This window comes from Enterobacter sp. UPMP2061 (assembly GCF_053709615.1).
The window spans coordinates 20,277-36,956 of record NZ_JBSKJP010000018.1 but is presented as its reverse complement, the minus strand read 5'-3'; the positions used below and the strand labels follow the sequence as shown (position 1 = coordinate 36,956).

General features: G+C 57.8%; 15 protein-coding genes. 10 read left to right on the top strand and 5 right to left on the bottom strand.

Annotated features, from left to right (window positions below; translation table 11 throughout):
- Positions 1–81: 81 nt before the first annotated feature.
- Positions 82–1,134, top strand: coding sequence for a patatin-like phospholipase family protein (locus ACWKXX_RS21430; protein WP_003856550.1), 1,053 nt, complete (start codon positions 82–84; stop codon positions 1,132–1,134).
- Positions 1,131–1,913, top strand: a complete 783-nt coding sequence (locus tag ACWKXX_RS21425; protein WP_032652508.1) for a TatD family hydrolase — start codon at positions 1,131–1,133, stop codon at positions 1,911–1,913. The genes ACWKXX_RS21430 and ACWKXX_RS21425 overlap by 4 nt, the downstream gene beginning before the upstream one ends.
- Here the strand turns inward: ACWKXX_RS21425 and ACWKXX_RS21420 are convergent.
- Both ACWKXX_RS21420 and ACWKXX_RS21415 read right to left on the bottom strand, forming a co-directional pair.
- Complete coding sequence (locus ACWKXX_RS21420; protein WP_048973366.1) at positions 1,908–2,768, bottom strand: YjjW family glycine radical enzyme activase; 861 nt, start codon at positions 2,766–2,768, stop codon at positions 1,908–1,910. The two genes, ACWKXX_RS21425 and ACWKXX_RS21420, sit on opposite strands and share 6 nt — an antisense overlap.
- A complete protein-coding gene (locus ACWKXX_RS21415) occupies positions 2,743–4,278 on the bottom strand; it encodes a YjjI family glycine radical enzyme (protein WP_048973367.1) in 1,536 nt (511 codons plus the stop codon). The genes ACWKXX_RS21420 and ACWKXX_RS21415 overlap by 26 nt, the downstream gene beginning before the upstream one ends.
- 262 nt (positions 4,279–4,540) lie before the next feature.
- Here ACWKXX_RS21415 and deoC point away from each other — a divergent pair, with 262 nt between their 5' ends.
- From deoC to deoD, 4 genes are all read left to right on the top strand, one after another.
- Positions 4,541–5,320 carry a deoxyribose-phosphate aldolase gene (deoC, locus tag ACWKXX_RS21410; RefSeq protein ID WP_003856543.1) on the top strand — a complete coding sequence of 260 codons (780 nt, stop codon included), beginning with the start codon at positions 4,541–4,543 and terminating at the stop codon, positions 5,318–5,320.
- 99 nt (positions 5,321–5,419) lie between these two features.
- Entirely contained in the window at positions 5,420–6,742 is a 1,323-nt protein-coding gene (gene deoA / locus ACWKXX_RS21405; RefSeq protein WP_017383831.1) for a thymidine phosphorylase, read from the top strand.
- 53 nt (positions 6,743–6,795) lie between these two features.
- Positions 6,796–8,019: a phosphopentomutase gene (gene deoB, locus ACWKXX_RS21400; protein ID WP_003856540.1), complete on the top strand. Its 1,224-nt coding sequence runs from the start codon at positions 6,796–6,798 to the stop codon at positions 8,017–8,019.
- A gap of 126 nt (positions 8,020–8,145) precedes the next feature.
- The gene (deoD, locus tag ACWKXX_RS21395) at positions 8,146–8,865 is read left to right on the top strand and encodes a purine-nucleoside phosphorylase (RefSeq protein ID WP_003856538.1); all 720 of its coding nucleotides are present in this window, start codon (positions 8,146–8,148) and stop codon (positions 8,863–8,865) included.
- 85 nt (positions 8,866–8,950) lie between these two features.
- Here deoD and lplA read toward each other — a convergent pair whose 3' ends face one another.
- Together lplA and ACWKXX_RS21385 are read right to left on the bottom strand one after the other, a co-directional pair.
- Complete coding sequence (gene lplA, locus ACWKXX_RS21390) at positions 8,951–9,967, bottom strand: lipoate--protein ligase LplA (RefSeq protein WP_015572614.1); 1,017 nt, start codon at positions 9,965–9,967, stop codon at positions 8,951–8,953.
- 39 nt (positions 9,968–10,006) lie between these two features.
- Positions 10,007–10,651, bottom strand: coding sequence for a YtjB family periplasmic protein (locus tag ACWKXX_RS21385; protein WP_015572615.1), 645 nt, complete (start codon positions 10,649–10,651; stop codon positions 10,007–10,009).
- A gap of 117 nt (positions 10,652–10,768) precedes the next feature.
- Here ACWKXX_RS21385 and serB point away from each other — a divergent pair, with 117 nt between their 5' ends.
- The 3 genes from serB (at position 10,769) to nadR (ending at position 14,466) form a co-directional block, all read left to right on the top strand.
- Positions 10,769–11,737, top strand: a complete 969-nt coding sequence (gene serB, locus ACWKXX_RS21380) for a phosphoserine phosphatase (protein WP_003856524.1) — start codon at positions 10,769–10,771, stop codon at positions 11,735–11,737.
- A 75-nt stretch (positions 11,738–11,812) separates the two neighbouring features.
- A complete protein-coding gene (gene radA, locus ACWKXX_RS21375) occupies positions 11,813–13,198 on the top strand; it encodes a DNA repair protein RadA (protein ID WP_017383829.1) in 1,386 nt (461 codons plus the stop codon).
- 35 nt (positions 13,199–13,233) lie between these two features.
- The gene (nadR, locus tag ACWKXX_RS21370; protein WP_015572616.1) at positions 13,234–14,466 is read left to right on the top strand and encodes a multifunctional transcriptional regulator/nicotinamide-nucleotide adenylyltransferase/ribosylnicotinamide kinase NadR; all 1,233 of its coding nucleotides are present in this window, start codon (positions 13,234–13,236) and stop codon (positions 14,464–14,466) included.
- 85 nt (positions 14,467–14,551) lie between these two features.
- Here the strand turns inward: nadR and ACWKXX_RS21365 are convergent, their stop codons facing one another.
- A complete protein-coding gene (locus ACWKXX_RS21365; protein ID WP_032652513.1) occupies positions 14,552–15,553 on the bottom strand; it encodes a zinc-binding alcohol dehydrogenase family protein in 1,002 nt (333 codons plus the stop codon).
- Between the two features lie 108 nt (positions 15,554–15,661).
- Between ACWKXX_RS21365 and ACWKXX_RS21360 the strand changes: the two genes are divergently transcribed.
- Positions 15,662–16,561, top strand: a complete 900-nt coding sequence (locus tag ACWKXX_RS21360) for a LysR family transcriptional regulator (protein ID WP_015572618.1) — start codon at positions 15,662–15,664, stop codon at positions 16,559–16,561.
- Positions 16,562–16,680: the final 119 nt, after the last annotated feature.

The following is a 16,680-nucleotide window of genomic DNA, read 5'->3' as shown; positions in this document are numbered from 1 at the left end:
GACTGGCTTTTTCTCGTTTGAGAACCACCGGGGAAGTGCGTTACTGTGTCTCATCAAAATAATGAAAACAGGAAGGCAGAGGTGGGGCAACGAATTCCCGTTACGCTCGGCAATATTGCGCCGCTGACGTTAAAACCGTTTCATGCAGGCCAGCTTGCGCTGGTCTGTGAAGGGGGAGGGCAGCGCGGTATTTTCACTGCTGGCGTGCTTGACGAATTTATGCGCGCACAATTCAACCCGTTCGATCTCTATTTCGGTACCTCTGCCGGGGCGCAGAACCTCTCCGCCTATGTCTGCAACCAGCCCGGCTATGCGCGCAAAGTGATTATGCGCTACACCACCTCCAAAGAATTCTTCAATCCGGTACGCTTCGTACGCGGCGGGAACCTGATCGATCTCGACTGGTTACTGGATGCTACCTCCAGCCAGATGCCGCTGGCCATGGATACCGCGTCACGTCTGTTCGATACCGGCAAAGAGTTCTGGATGTGCGCCAGCCGTGGCGATGACTATTCGCCGGGTTACTTTTCGCCGCAGAAAGAGAACTGGCTGGATATCATCCGCGCGTCCAGCGCGATCCCGGGATTCTACCGCACCGGCGCCCTGCTGGAGGGGATAAGCTATCTTGACGGCGGTATCAGCGACGCGGTGCCGGTACAGGAGGCGGCGCGGCGCGGGGCAAAAACCATTGTGGTGATCCGCACGGTGCCTTCGCAGATGTATTACACCCCACAGTGGTTTAAGCGGATGGAACGCTGGCTGGGCGACAGCAGCCTGCAACCGCTGGTGAATATCGCGAAGCAGCATGAAACCACCTACGGCGCGATGCAGCGTTTTATTGAAAAACCACCGGGCAAGCTGCGCATCTTTGAAATTTATCCGCCTAAGCCGCTGTTGAGCATGGCGCTGGGCAGTCGGCTGCCTGCGTTGCGTATGGATTACAAAACGGGGCGGCTGTGCGGGCGTTACTTCCTGGCGACCGTCGGGAAAATGCTGGCGGAGCAACCGCCTCTTCATCGGCATAAAAGCATCATTTTGCCGCCTGCCGTTGTGGCCAATGACGCGGTGGCGATGCCGCTGGTGGACGCGCCGCAGGCCAACGATGGCTTACTCGATAACGAGGATCTGGCGTGACGCACTGCTTTATCGATACCCATTGCCACTTTGATTTCCCGCCGTTTAGCGGGGAGGAAACATCAAGTATTGCGCGCGCGGCTGAGGCCGGTGTGAGAGCCATTATTGTGCCCGCTATTGAAGCGGCGAGATTCGACAAAGTTCTGGCGCTTGCCCGGGAGCACGATGCGCTGTATGCCGCGCTGGGTCTGCATCCGATCGTTATTGAGCACCATCTTGATGACCATCTCGACAGGCTGGATGCCACGCTGCAAAATGCGGATACGAAGCTGGTTGCCATCGGTGAGATCGGCCTCGATCTCTATCGTGAAGATCCGCAGTTTGAGCGCCAGCAGACGATCCTGGATGCGCAGCTCCGGCTGGCAAAGCGCCACGATCTGCCGGTGATCCTCCACTCCAGACGTACCCATGACAAACTGGCGATGCACCTGAAGCGTATCGACGTGCCGCGCAGGGGCGTGGTCCATGGTTTCGCTGGAAGCCTTCAGCAGGCGCAGCGTTTTATTGAGCTGGGCTATAAGATTGGCGTCGGTGGCACCATTACCTATCCGCGTGCCAGCAAAACCCGTGATGTGATGGCGCAGCTCCCGCTGACCTCGCTCCTGCTGGAAACGGATGCGCCTGACATGCCGCTGAATGGTTTTCAGGGCCAGCCCAACCGCCCGGAGCAGGCGGCACGCGTTTTTGATGTGCTGTGTGAGCTGCGTCAGGAGCCTGAAGATGTGATTGCCAGCGCGCTGCTGGAAAACACCCGCGCGGTCTTCGGCATCACGCTATAAATAAAGGGCCGGGCGGATCACCGTGATCTGCTGCCGTTCCAGGGCCTGCGCCAGCGGCTCGATGTCCTCCGGCGTGGCGCTCCGCCATCGCGCCGCCTCCCCGTAAACCCCATGAGCATGAAACGCGTTGATCCGCACAGGAACGTTCCCCAACGCGTGGATAAAAGCGGTCAGCGATGGCAGATGGTGCAGATAATCACACCGAGCGGGGATCACCATCAGGCGCAGCTCCGTCAGGCGATGACGATCGGCCAGCCAGCGGATGCTCTGCTTGATCTGCGTGTTTTCGCGCCCGGTCAGAAAACGGTGATGTTCATTGCCCCAGGCTTTCAGATCCACCATCGCGCCGTCAAACACCGGTAACAGCTTTTGCCAGCCGGTTTCGCTTAACAGGCCGTTGCTGTCCACCAGGCACGTCAGATGGCGCAGGGACGGATCGGCTTTGATCGCGGTGAACAGCGCAACCAAAAACGGCAGCTGCGTGGTGGCCTCACCCCCGCTGACGGTCACGCCCTCAATAAACGGCGCGGACGTGCGAACCCGGGAGAGGATCTCCTCGACGCTATAGCGCTGCGCCATCGGCGTCGCCTGCTGCTGACACAGGTGCAGACAGGTGTCGCACTGCTGACAGTGACTCTCCTGCCACCAGACGCGCCCGGCCTGAATTGCCAGCGCATCATGAGGACAGTGGGGAACACAGTCGCCGCAGTCGTTGCAGCGCCCTATCGTCCACGGGTTGTGGCAGGTTTTGCAGCGCAGGTTACAGCCCTGGAGGAACAACGCCAGGCGGCTGCCCGGCCCGTCCACGCAGGAGAAGGGTATGACCTGACTAACTAAAGCGCATCTGCTGTTCATGGCTTATCACGCGCGGCTGACGTTCCAGAATACGGGTATTGCGCGCGGCCTCCTCGCCGAGCCAGGTGGTGTTGGTGCGCGAGCCGGCCTCCCGGTATTTCTCCAGATCGGAGAGCCGCACCATATACCCGGTGACGCGCACCAGGTCGTTTCCGGCTACATTCGCGGTGAACTCACGCATACCGGCGTTGAACGCCCCCAGGCACAGCTGCACCACAGCCTGAGGATTGCGTTTAACCGTTTCCTCCAGGGTGAGAATATCGCTGATCCCCGAATGATAGTGTTTATGATGCGGCGCCACGGCCAGCAGGTGGCTGACAGGGTCCGGTTCGTCGCCGTACGGCAGACGTGCGCCCGGCGTGGTGTCAGAATCGGAACTGATCCCAGACTGGGCATGCAGCATCGCGCGGTGCTGCCAGCCGTGTTTCACCGGCGTGTTTTCAACAAACGCCGCAAGCTGTTCACTGATGCGGTAGCCCAGCGCATTGGCCTGTTCGTTCTTACCGTAACGTCCCGTAATGCCTGCTTTCTCGCACAGCACATTCACCGCTTCGGCCAGACCGTACATGCCAAACATCGGCACAAAGCGATCGGCATCAATCAGCCCCTCTTTCACCAGGAAGCTATTCTCAAAGAAGCCGGATTGTTCATATAGAAAATCGCAGCGCGCATTGATGATCGCGATTTGTTGTTGGCAGTAGTGGGGAAGGGTACGGGTGAAAAAGTCTTCCGGTGAGCGGCTGTGTTCCGCGATCGCTTTCAGGTTAAGGCGCACCAGCGTGCTGCCGCCGCCCGCCAGCGGCAGGGAGTTGTAACAGCTCACCACGCCATAGCGACCTTTTGTGAAAATTTTATCATTCACCGGGCCATTAGAAATATGCGGTTTACTACATTCACAAATGTTTTCCGCCACGCTCAGCAGCAGATCGCTGGGGGTTACATCCGGGTCGTAGATAAAGGTCAGGTTCGGCGCAACCTGCTTCAGTTCGGCATCCGCGCGAAGGATGGCTCGGGTGACAGGCGTATCCGCCGGGCCGATATTGGCATGCATAAACGCATCGGGCAGGGTTCTGTCCAGGTAACGCCAGAAACGTTTTATTCGGCTATCGATTTCATCCTGTGTTAGAATTTTAACATAGGGGCTGAGTATCTCATCGAGCTGGCCCAGATAGACCGGCATCGATGTGACGGACGGAACATGGTGATAAAGGATAGTGAGCAGCGAGAGGGCATCATCCAGATCTTTCGCCCCTTCCAGCTCCAGCCATTCTGAGCCGTTAGCCAGAAATTTAGCGTAGTCCGGCAGCACGTAGCGCGGTTTGTAAGGCGCATGGCCTTCGAACATGTCGCAGATGAATCCCTCGTCCAGCGCGGCCCGGGCCGCCTCTGGCAGAGCGGGATAGGGCAGATTGTTCTCTGCTTCCAGCGCCAGAAAATGACGTTTTTGTTCCGGGGTTAACACCGGGCTGGTCACAATGTGCTGGCAACGTTGTTGCAGGGCGTCGGGCATGTTCACTTCCTTGGTTGTTCTGCGGATGGTGAACGAATTGTAGGAAGCCAGCCTGGTGGCGCTTTTGATCAGACAGGGGATATCGCCGATTTAGTCAGCAATTAACGCACTAAAATTTGAAGAAGATCTCATTACAGTAATGCAAATTTGCACACAGTTTTCATTAACTGTGATGAATGTCGAAGTGTGGATGCGGGTGAATGTTAGAATACTCACAGACCCGCAAGGTAAAATTTATACGGCACTGCCGTTGGAGAATGTTATGACCGATTTAACTGCAAGCAGCCTGCGCGCGTTGAAACTGATGGACCTGACCACCCTGAACGATGACGACACCAATGAAAAAGTCATCGCCCTGTGCCATCAGGCGAAAACGCCAGTGGGTAACACCGCCGCCGTCTGTATCTACCCGCGCTTTATCCCGATTGCCCGCAAAACGCTGAAAGAGCAGGGCACGCCGGACGTGCGCATTGCCACCGTAACTAACTTCCCGCACGGCAATGACGATATCGAGATCGCGCTGGCAGAAACCCGCGCGGCGATTGCGTACGGCGCGGACGAAGTTGACGTGGTATTCCCGTACCGCGCGCTGATCGCCGGCAACGAGCAGGTCGGTTTTGACCTGGTGAAAGCCTGTAAAGACGCGTGTGCGGCGGCAAACGTGCTGCTTAAAGTGATCATCGAAACCGGCGAGCTGAAAGAAGAGGCGTTGATTCGTAAGGCGTCTGAAATCTCCATCAAAGCGGGCGCGGATTTCATTAAAACCTCTACCGGTAAAGTGCCGGTCAACGCTACTCCGGAAAGCGCACGCATCATGATGGAAGTCATCCGTGATATGGGCGTGTCCAAAACCGTTGGCTTCAAACCGGCGGGCGGCGTGCGTACCGCGGAAGACGCGCAGCAGTTCCTGGCGATTGCCGACGAGCTGTTCGGCGCCGACTGGGCTGATTCCCGCCACTACCGCTTCGGCGCGTCCAGCCTGCTGGCCAGCTTGCTGAAAGCGCTGGGTCACGGTGACGGTAAGAGCGCAAGCAGCTACTAAGTTGAATTGCCGGGTGGCGCTACGCTAACCCGGCCTACAGGAGCGTAGGGCGGGTCAACATATCCGCCGCCATTCACCCGATTCCGCATGGAGGTTACCGTGTTTCTCGCACAAGAAATTATTCGTAAAAAACGTGATGGTCATGCATTAAGCGACGAAGAAATCCGCTTTTTTATCAATGGCATTCGTGATAACACCATCTCTGAAGGGCAGATTGCGGCTCTGGCGATGACCATTTTCTTCCACGATATGTCGATGCCTGAGCGCGTGTCGCTGACCATGGCGATGCGAGATTCAGGAACCGTTCTGGACTGGAAAAGCCTCAACCTTAACGGCCCAATTGTGGACAAACACTCCACCGGCGGCGTGGGCGACGTGACGTCTCTGATGCTCGGCCCAATGGTGGCGGCCTGTGGCGGTTACATCCCGATGATTTCCGGGCGCGGCCTGGGTCATACCGGCGGTACGCTCGACAAACTGGAAGCCATTCCGGGCTTCGATATCTTCCCGGATGACAACCGCTTCCGCGACATTATTAAAGACGTTGGCGTGGCGATTATCGGCCAGACCAGCTCTCTTGCTCCGGCTGACAAGCGTTTCTACGCGACGCGTGACATTACCGCGACCGTAGACTCCATCCCGCTGATCACCGCCTCTATCCTTGCCAAAAAACTGGCGGAAGGTCTGGATGCGCTGGTGATGGATGTGAAAGTGGGCAGCGGCGCGTTTATGCCAACCTATGAACTCTCTGAGGCGCTGGCCGAAGCGATCGTTGGCGTCTCCAACGGCGCGGGCGTGCGCACCACTGCACTGCTGACGGACATGAACCAGGTGCTGGCCTCCAGCGCCGGTAACGCGGTTGAAGTCCGTGAGGCCGTGCAGTTCCTCACAGGCGAATACCGTAACCCGCGCCTGTTCGATGTCACCATGGCGCTGTGCGTTGAGATGTTAATCTCCGGCAAGCTGGCCAAAGACGACGCGGAAGCCCGCGCGAAGCTTCAGGCGGTGCTGGACAACGGCAAAGCGGCGGAGATCTTTGGTCGGATGGTGGCGGCGCAGAAAGGCCCGACCGACTTCGTGGAAAACTACGCGAAATACCTGCCCACCGCGATGCTCAGCAAAGCGGTCTATGCGGACAGCGAAGGCTTTGTCTCGGCTATGGATACCCGCGCGCTCGGCATGGCTGTTGTGTCTATGGGCGGCGGTCGTCGTCAGGCATCGGACACCATTGATTACAGCGTCGGCTTTACCGATATGGCCCGTCTGGGCGACAGCGTTGACGGCCAACGTCCGCTGGCGGTGATCCACGCTAAAGATGAAGCCAGCTGGCAGGACGCGGCGAAAGCGGTGAAGGCGGCAATATCTCTTGACGATAAAGCACCGGAAACCACACCGACGGTCTATCGTCGTATCACTGAATAGCGGTATACTGATCTGATCGCATTTTTATGAAGCACTAAGTACGGAGAACAATTATGAAACGTGCATTTATTATGGTGCTGGACTCATTCGGCATCGGCGCAACCGAAGATGCAGAACGATTTGGTGACGTGGGTTCCGATACCCTGGGTCACATCGCGGAAGCCTGTGCAAAAGGCGAAGCGGACAACGGTCGTAAAGGCCCTCTGAACCTGCCAAACCTGACCCGTCTGGGGCTGGTAAAAGCGCATGAAGGCTCTACCGGTAAGATCGCAGCCGGTATGGACGGTAACGCGGAAGTGGTGGGGGCCTACGCGTGGGCGCACGAGCTCTCTTCCGGGAAAGATACTCCGTCCGGTCACTGGGAAATTGCCGGCGTGCCGGTGCTGTTTGACTGGGGTTACTTTTCCGATCACGAGAACAGCTTCCCGCAGGAGCTGCTCGATAAGCTGGTGAAGCGCGCCAACCTGCCGGGCTACCTCGGCAACTGCCACTCTTCCGGTACCGTGATTCTGGATCAGCTCGGCGAAGAGCATATGAAAACCGGCAAGCCGATTTTCTATACCTCTGCTGACTCCGTGTTCCAGATCGCCTGCCATGAAGAGACGTTTGGCCTGGATAAACTGTACGAGCTGTGCGAGATCGCCCGTGAAGAGCTGACCGAAGGCGGCTACAACATTGGCCGCGTTATCGCGCGTCCGTTTATCGGCGACAAAGCGGGTAACTTCCAGCGTACCGGCAACCGTCACGATCTGGCCGTGGAGCCACCGGCGCCGACCGTGCTGCAAAAACTCGTCGACGAGAAAGACGGCCACGTGGTTTCCGTGGGTAAAATCGCGGACATTTACGCCAACTGCGGCATTACCAAAAAGGTCAAAGCGACCGGTCTGGATGCGCTGTTCGACGCCACCATCAAAGAGATGAAAGAAGCGGGCGATAAGACCATTGTCTTCACCAACTTCGTGGACTTCGACTCCTCCTGGGGCCACCGTCGCGACGTCGCCGGGTATGCTGCGGGTCTGGAGCTGTTTGACCGCCGTCTGCCAGAGCTGATGGAGCTGGTGGGGGAAGATGACATTCTGATCCTGACCGCTGACCATGGCTGTGACCCGACCTGGACCGGTACCGACCACACCCGTGAGCACATTCCGGTGCTGGTGTACGGCCCGAAAGTCAAACCGGGCTCGCTGGGTCACCGTGAGACCTTCGCGGACATCGGCCAGACGATTGCGAAATACTTTGGTACGTCTGACATGGAATATGGCAAGGCTATGTTCTAAACGGATTGGGTGCGGCCTGATGCCCTCACCCCGGCCCTCTCCCACCGGGAGAGGGAGAAACAGAATGTAGGCCGGGTAAGGCGTAGCCGCCACCCGGCAAAAACAACAATGTAAAAGGAACTGAAGATGGCAACTCCTCACATTAATGCAGAAATGGGTGATTTCGCTGACGTCGTATTGATGCCGGGCGACCCGCTGCGCGCGAAGCACATTGCAGAAACCTTCCTCGAAGACGTGCGTGAAGTGAACAACGTGCGCGGCATGCTGGGCTTCACCGGCACCTATAAAGGCCGCAAAATCTCCGTGATGGGTCACGGCATGGGTATCCCATCCTGCTCCATCTACACCAAAGAGCTGATCACCGATTTCGGCGTGAAGAAAATCATCCGTGTCGGCTCCTGCGGCGCAGTGCGCATGGACGTTAAGCTGCGTGACGTGGTGATCGGCATGGGCGCGTGCACCGACTCTAAAGTCAACCGCATTCGCTTTAAAGATCATGATTTTGCAGCCATCGCTGACTTTGACATGGTGCGTAACGCGGTTGACGCGGCAAAAGCGCTGGGCGTTGACGCGCGCGTGGGCAACCTGTTCTCTGCCGATCTGTTCTACTCGCCAGAAGGCGACATGTTCGACGTGATGGAAAAATACGGCATTCTGGGCGTGGAAATGGAAGCGGCCGGTATCTACGGCGTGGCGGCTGAATTCGGTGCGAAAGCGCTGACCATCTGCACCGTGTCTGACCACATCCGTACCCACGAGCAGACTACCGCTGCCGAGCGTCAGACCACCTTCAACGACATGATCAAAATCGCGCTGGAATCCGTTCTGCTCGGCGATAAAGAGTAATACCTGTTGTGCCGGGTGGCGGCTTCGCCTGACCCGGCCAGCGGTTTTCCAGGCCCGCTAAGCAGAGCGCCAGCGGGCTTTTTTATTAGCGTACTGCCTGCGCAATCCACGCCGATAACTCCCGCAACTCTTGTTCCTGTTCCGGAAAATCAACACGTAACGCGTCACACTCCTGTTGCAGCATATCTGCCCGATAGAGACAGCCCTGCAAACGTGCAGCCAGCGCTTCTAACGGTGCCGGATTAAGACTATCCGTAAATACCTGAGTACGAGAGATATGGCCTTTCTCGACGTCAAAGTGCAGCTCAACGCCGCCCCAGGTAAATCGCTCATCCAGCAGGTGTGAAAACGCCGGTGCCTGACCGAAATTCCACTCCCAGCTGCTCTGGCGGGCGAAGGTTTCCGCGAAGTTTGGCAGATCCGGGGTTTTATCCGGAGAAATCACCTCGGCTTCTACGCGTTCACCGTAATGCCTGAAAAAGGCCTCGCGGATCGCATCGCAAATGCGTTCATGGGTAATCCCCGGCAGGAGCTCCACCAGATTCGCCACGCGACCGCGCACGGAGGTAATTCCCTTAGCCTGGAGCTTTTTCTTGTCCGGATTCAGATAGTTTGCCAGACGGCTCAGATCGGCATTCAGCAATAATGTGCCGTGGTGGAATCCGCGATCCATCGTTTCGCGGTAGGCTGAGCCTGACACTTTCCGGTCGCCTTCAGGCGTTTTCACGACCAGATCGTTACGTCCCGAGGCTTCAGCCGTCACGCCGAGTGAATTGAGCGCGTTAAGCACAATGGAGGTCGAGATGGTTTTGTCGTATTCCGGCTTGCCCGCCATAAAGGTAAAGCAGGTGTTGCCCAGATCGTGAAACACCGCACCGCCGCCGCTGCTGCGGCGCGCCAGGCGGACGTTGTCCTCTTCCATACGGCGGGTGTTACACTCTTTCCACGGATTTTGCGCGCGACCAATAACGACCGTATCGGCGTTGCGCCAGAGAAACAGGACGCGCTGGGTGGCAGGCATCTGGCGGAAGATGCACTCTTCCACCGCCAGGTTAAACCAGGGATCGTAAGAGTCAGAGATTAGCAGGCGTAACGTCGACATGGCAGATTTCCTTTTCCGAATCATCCGCCTACTTTATCATTATTCTTTCTTCTCGCTCTCTTCCTCTTCGGGAACCGACTTGCTGGCGGTTAACAGGAACGGCGACTGCTGCCAGCGGGTGCGTTTGCCCTGGAGCAGCGTGCGCGCCAGTACCACGCCAATCGCCAGCGAGAGCAGCAGCATCAGGCGCAAAATATTGGTGGTGTTATCCACCTGTTTGGCTTCGGTTGGCAGGGTGTGGGTGTCGAGTGTCAGACGTAAATAGCCGAGCGGACCATTCTTGCCCTGAATGGGTTCGACGATTTGTTGGTTGAAATAACCCCCGGCTTTTTTGCCATCCAGCGCCAGCCTGTCGCGCACGTCGACATGCTCACCCGCGCGGGCAATCAGGTCGCCCTGTTCATCGTACACGCCCGCATCCAGAATGCGGCTGTTTTCCGTAAGCTGGCGCAATACCTGGGCTATTCGCTTATCATCCGGCGTTTCGGTGCGCATAGACGGCGCAACGTTGAGCGTCACCTGGCGCGCCAGCGTCCGGGCCAGTTCCTCAAACTGCGGGTTACGCTGTCGTTGGTGATTCTGGCTAAACCAGGATGCCCCCTGCATCAGCGCCACTAATAGTGCGAGACAGATCAGGACAATCACGGCGCGATGAAGCCGGAATTTCAGTTTTGCGCGAGCCATATTCCACCTGCTTAAAATTTACGGCTTAATGTTGCCAGAAGTGATGGTTACAGGGTAGCCTCATGCGTTATTTTCCCTCTGGAACCTTCCGGCGCGAACGAAATTACAGGAGCTTCAATGCCGAACATTACCTGGTGCGACCTGCCAACGGATGTCTCTTTATGGCCAGGATTGCCGCTCTCTTTAAGTGGCGATGAGGTGATGCCTCTCGATTACCACGCTGGCCGTAGCGGCTGGCTGCTGTACGGACGCGGCCTGGATAAGCAACGCCTCACCCAGTATCAAACCAAACTGGGCGCAGCGATGGTCATCGTTGCGGCCTGGTGCGTGGAAGATTATCAGGTTATTCGCCTGGCGGGTTCCCTGACGCAGCGCGCCACGCGTCTGGCGCACGACGCCGGGCTGGACGTTGCCCCCCTCGGCAAAATTCCGCACCTGAAAACGCCCGGCCTGCTGGTAATGGACATGGACTCCACCGCCATTCAGATCGAATGTATTGACGAGATTGCTAAACTGGCGGGCAGCGGCGAGCTGGTGGCGGAAGTCACCGAGCGCGCGATGCGCGGCGAGCTGGATTTCACCGCCAGCCTGAGACAGCGCGTGGCGACCCTGAAGGGGGCCGATGCTAACATTTTGCGTCAGGTGCGCGATGAACTGCCCCTGATGCCTGGGCTGACGCAGCTGGTGCTCAAGCTGGAGACGCTCGGCTGGAAAGTGGCGATTGCCTCCGGCGGGTTCACCTTCTTTGCCGACTACCTGCGTGACAAGCTGCGTCTGACCACCGTGGTGGCAAACGAGCTGGAGATCATGGACGGCAAACTCACCGGACAGGTCATCGGCGACATCGTGGATGCGCAGTACAAAGCCAATACGCTGACGCGTCTGGCGGAGAAATATGCCATTCCGGTCGAGCAGACCGTCGCCATCGGCGATGGCGCGAACGATCTGCCGATGATCAAAGTTGCCGGGCTGGGTATTGCCTACCATGCCAAGCCGAAAGTGAATGAAAAGACGGAAGTCACTATCCGTCATGCTGATCTGATGGGGGTGTTCTGCATTCTCTCCGGCAGCATTAATCAAAAATAGCGGCCTGCTTTTGTAGGCCGGGTAAGCGTCAGCGCCACCCGGCGCGCAGACCGCACAGAAATAACGAGGTAAACCGTGGCGAAAGCTCCAAAACGCGCATTTGTCTGTAATGAATGTGGTGCGGATTATCCGCGCTGGCAGGGGCAATGCAGCGCCTGCCATGCCTGGAACACCATCACCGAAGTGCGTGGTGTGGCGGCTTCGCCGAGCGTGGCCCGCAATGAACGGCTGAGCGGCTATGCGGGCAATGCAGGCGTGTCGAAGGTACAAAAACTTTCGGATATCAGCCTGGAAGCGCTGCCGCGCTTTTCCACCGGATTCAAAGAATTTGACCGCGTGCTCGGCGGTGGCGTAGTGCCGGGCAGCGCCATTCTGATCGGCGGTAACCCGGGCGCGGGTAAATCGACCCTGCTGCTGCAAACGCTCTGCAAGCTCGCCGAACAGATGAAAACCCTGTACGTCACGGGGGAAGAATCACTTCAGCAGGTGGCGATGCGCGCGCACCGCCTCGGCCTGCCGACCGGCAATCTGAATATGCTTTCGGAAACCAGCATCGAGCAGATCTGCATGATCGCCGAAGAAGAGCAGCCGAAGCTGATGGTGATTGACTCCATTCAGGTGATGCATATGGCTGACATTCAGTCGTCACCGGGAAGCGTGGCGCAGGTGCGTGAAACCGCGGCCTACCTGACGCGCTTTGCCAAAACGCGCGGCGTGGCGATTGTGATGGTTGGTCATGTGACCAAAGACGGCTCGCTGGCGGGACCGAAAGTGCTTGAACACTGTATCGACTGCTCGGTGATGCTCGATGGCGATGCGGATTCCCGTTTTCGTACCCTGCGCAGCCATAAAAACCGCTTTGGCGCGGTGAATGAGCTGGGCGTGTTTGCCATGACCGAGCAGGGGCTTCGCGAAGTCAGCAACCCGTCGGCCATCTTCCTGAGCCGTGGCGACGAGATCACGTCCGGTAGTTCGGTGATGGTGCTGTGGGAGGGGACGCGTCCGCTGCTGGTTGAAATTCAGGCGCTGGTGGATCAATCGATGATGGGCAACCCGCGGCGCGTGGCGGTCGGTCTGGAACAGAACCGCCTGGCGATCCTGCTGGCGGTGCTGCACCGTCACGGCGGTCTGCAAATGGCGGATCAGGATGTGTTCGTCAACGTGGTTGGTGGGGTGAAGGTTACGGAAACCAGCGCGGACCTGGCGCTGCTGCTGGCGATGGTCTCCAGCCTGCGCGACAGGCCGTTGCCGCAGGATCTGGTGGTGTTTGGCGAGGTGGGGCTGGCCGGCGAGATCCGCCCGGTGCCGAGCGGTCAGGAGCGTATCTCCGAAGCGGCAAAACATGGCTTCCGCCGCGCGATTGTTCCGGCCGCCAACGTGCCGAAAAAAATCCCGGAAGGGATGCAGGTTTTTGGCGTTAAAAAACTCGCAGATGCGTTAAATGTCTTTGACGACTTATAATTACGTATTCGATTTTGCAGGAGGCACCGTAATTTATGTCATCATTTGACTACATCAAGACCGCTATCCGCCAGAAGGGCTGCACGTTGCAGCAGGTGGCGGACGCCAGCGGCATGACCAAGGGCTATCTGAGCCAACTGCTGAACGCCAAAATCAAAAGCCCCAGCGCGCAGAAGCTGGAAGCGCTGCACCGTTTTCTGGGGCTTGAATTTCCGCGGATGCAAAAGAACATTGGCGTGGTGTTCGGTAAGTTCTACCCGCTGCATACCGGGCATATCTATCTGATCCAGCGCGCCTGTAGCCAGGTCGACGAACTGCATATCATCATGGGTTATGATGAAACCCGCGATCGCCAGCTGTTTGAAGACAGCGCCATGTCGCAGCAGCCCACCGTGCCGGACCGCCTGCGCTGGCTGCTTCAGACCTTTAAGTACCAGAAAAATATACGCATTCATGCTTTTAACGAAGAGGGCATGGAACCGTACCCGCACGGCTGGGACGTGTGGAGCAACGGCATCAAAGCGTTTATGGAAGAGAAGGGCATTGCGCCTAACTGGATCTACACCTCTGAAGAGTCCGACGCGCCGCAGTTCCGTGAGCATCTGGGCATTGAGACGGTGCTGATCGATCCTAAACGCACCTTCATGAACATCAGCGGGGCGCAGATCCGCGAGAACCCGTTCCGTTACTGGGACTACATCCCGACCGAGGTGAAGCCGTTCTTCGTGCGTACGGTGGCGATCCTCGGCGGCGAGTCGAGCGGGAAATCGACGCTGGTAAATAAGCTGGCTAACATCTTCAATACCACCAGTGCGTGGGAGTATGGCCGCGATTACGTCTTCTCACACCTTGGCGGCGACGAGATGGCGTTGCAGTATTCCGACTACGATAAAATCGCGCTCGGTCATGCCCAGTACATTGATTTTGCGGTAAAATACGCCAATAAAGTCGCCTTTATTGATACCGATTTCGTCACCACGCAGGCGTTCTGCAAAAAGTACGAAGGGCGCGAGCACCCGTTTGTGCAGGCGCTGATTGACGAATACCGCTTTGACCTGGTGATCCTGCTGGAAAACAACACCCCGTGGGTGGCCGATGGCATGCGCAGCCTGGGCAGCTCGGTGGACAGGCGGGAGTTCCAGACCATGCTGGTGGAGATGCTTAACGAGAACAACGTTGAGTTTGTACATGTGGAAGAGTCGGACTACGACTCCCGCTTCCTGCGCTGCGTCGAGCTGGTGAAGGAGATGATGGGGGAGCAGGGTTAATAACTTCCCCTCTCCCACCAGGAGAGGGGGCTTTAATCGCCCTCTCCCTTTGGGAGAGGGCCGGGGTGAGGGAATCAGTCCACACTCAATACTCAACCACCACCTTCCCACGCATATGCCCCTCCAGCACCCTGCGGTGCGCTTCGGTAATGCTTTCCACGCTTAGCCCGTGCAGCGTTTCGCTGAGCGAGCTTTCCACCACGCCGTTATCCACCAGCTTCGCCACCTCATCTAAAATCTCACCCTGACGCGCCATATCCGTGGTCTGGTACATGCTACGGGTGTACATAAATTCCCAGTGCAGGGCGGCAGATTTGGACTTCAGCTTGTCCTGGTTCAGCGGATGCGCGTTTTCAACGATGGAACAAATGTCTCCCTGAGGGGCAATCAGATCGCTGACCGCATCCCAGTGCCCGTCGGTATCGTTGAGGATAAAAATGTAATCCACAAAGGTGAGCCCCTGTTTCGCCAGTTCTCCCTTCAGGTCGTGGTAATTTACAACAATGTCAGCCCCGCGATCGCGACACCACCGGGCGGAATCTTCTCGTGAAGCGGTTGCGACGATCTTCACCTTGCTGTTGTGCTTCGCAAACGGGATCGCCAGCGATCCGACTCCACCCGCGCCGCCAATTATCAGCAGCGTTTTATCTGCGTCGGCATCCTGAATCTTCAGCCGTTCAAACAGGCCTTCCCACGCGGTGAGCGCCGTCAGCGGCAATGCAGCCGCGGCGGCCCAGTCAAGGCTTGCAGGCTTGTGCCCGACAATGCGCGCATCGATCAGCTGGTGCGTGGTATTACTGCCCGGACGGGTGATATCCCCCGCGTACCACACTTCGTCACCCGGTTTGAATCCGGTGACGCCAGCCCCAACGGCTTGTACGATACCGCTGGCATCCCACCCGAGAATGCGCGGCTCCTTCAGTCCGCTTTTGGCAATGCCTGCATGTACCTTGGTGTCCACCGGGTTTACGGAGACGGCTTTTACCTCCACCAGCAGATCGTGTTCACCGGGCTGCGGCATCGGCGGAGTGATTTCAACGAAGGTGGACGGATTTTCCGGGTTAACGGCAATGGCTTTCACTGACATGGTGTGCTCCTCAATGGCATGCGTTTTGTTGAGGCTAGTCTATTAAGTGGTCAGCTGCATGATAAGATGGACAATCCAGAACTCAGCGTTCGTACAGGGTGAACAATCATGTTTAAACAGCTTCAGGATATGGCGCTGTTTGCGCTGGTGGCCGAGATGGGCAGCTTTACCGCGGCGGCGCAGAAGGCGGAACTGCCGAAATCCAGCGTCAGCCAGCGGATTAGCCAGCTGGAGCAGCAGGTGGGGATCCGTCTGTTGAATCGCACCACGCGCAGGATCAGCCTGACGTTTGCAGGCGAGCACTATCTGGTGCACTGTCGCGAGATGCTGGCGGCCAGCGAGCGCGCGGAGTATGCCATTCAGCGGCTGCGCGAAAACCCCAGCGGGCGGCTGCGGATCACCTGTCCGGCGGGAATTGGCGCGACGCTGCTGGCGCATATGAATGCCGAGTTCCAGCTTCGCTATCCGGACGTGTCGCTGGATGTGTCGATCTCAGACGACGTGGTGGATCTGGTCGAGTCTGGCTTTGACGTGGCGCTGCGCACCGGCAAACCGCAGGATTCTTCCCTGATTGGCCGCATGATTGGGCACTGTCCGCGCTACATGCTGGCCTCGCCCCACTACCTGGCGCGTCGGGCGCCGTTAATCCATCCCCGACAGCTGGTGGAGCACCGCTGCATTACGCACCGGGCATGGTCGGAGTGGCTTCTGCGAAGCGAGAGTGAGGATTATCGGTATCTGCCGGATAACGCCCATATGACCGATAACCTGGTGTACGCCCGGGAATGCGCCATTGCCGGGGCGGGGATCACGCTGTTACCCGCATTCCTGCTGGAAGATAAGATCGAAAAGGGCGCGCTGGTGAAGGTGCTGCCGGCGTGGAGCGTTGAGGGAAACGATCTCTGGCTGGCCTACCCGAGCCGTAAGCTCAATTCGCCTGCGCTGATGAGCTATATCGACTTTGCGATGCAGTTTGATGAGGTGAAGCGGTATTACGTGGGCAAATAAAAAAGCCGGGTGGCGGCTTCGCCTTACCCGGCCTAAACACTGTGCGGCCTGATGCCCTCACCCTGGCCCTCTCCCACGGGGAGAGGGTACAAACATAAAAAACGGCAACCGAAGTTGCC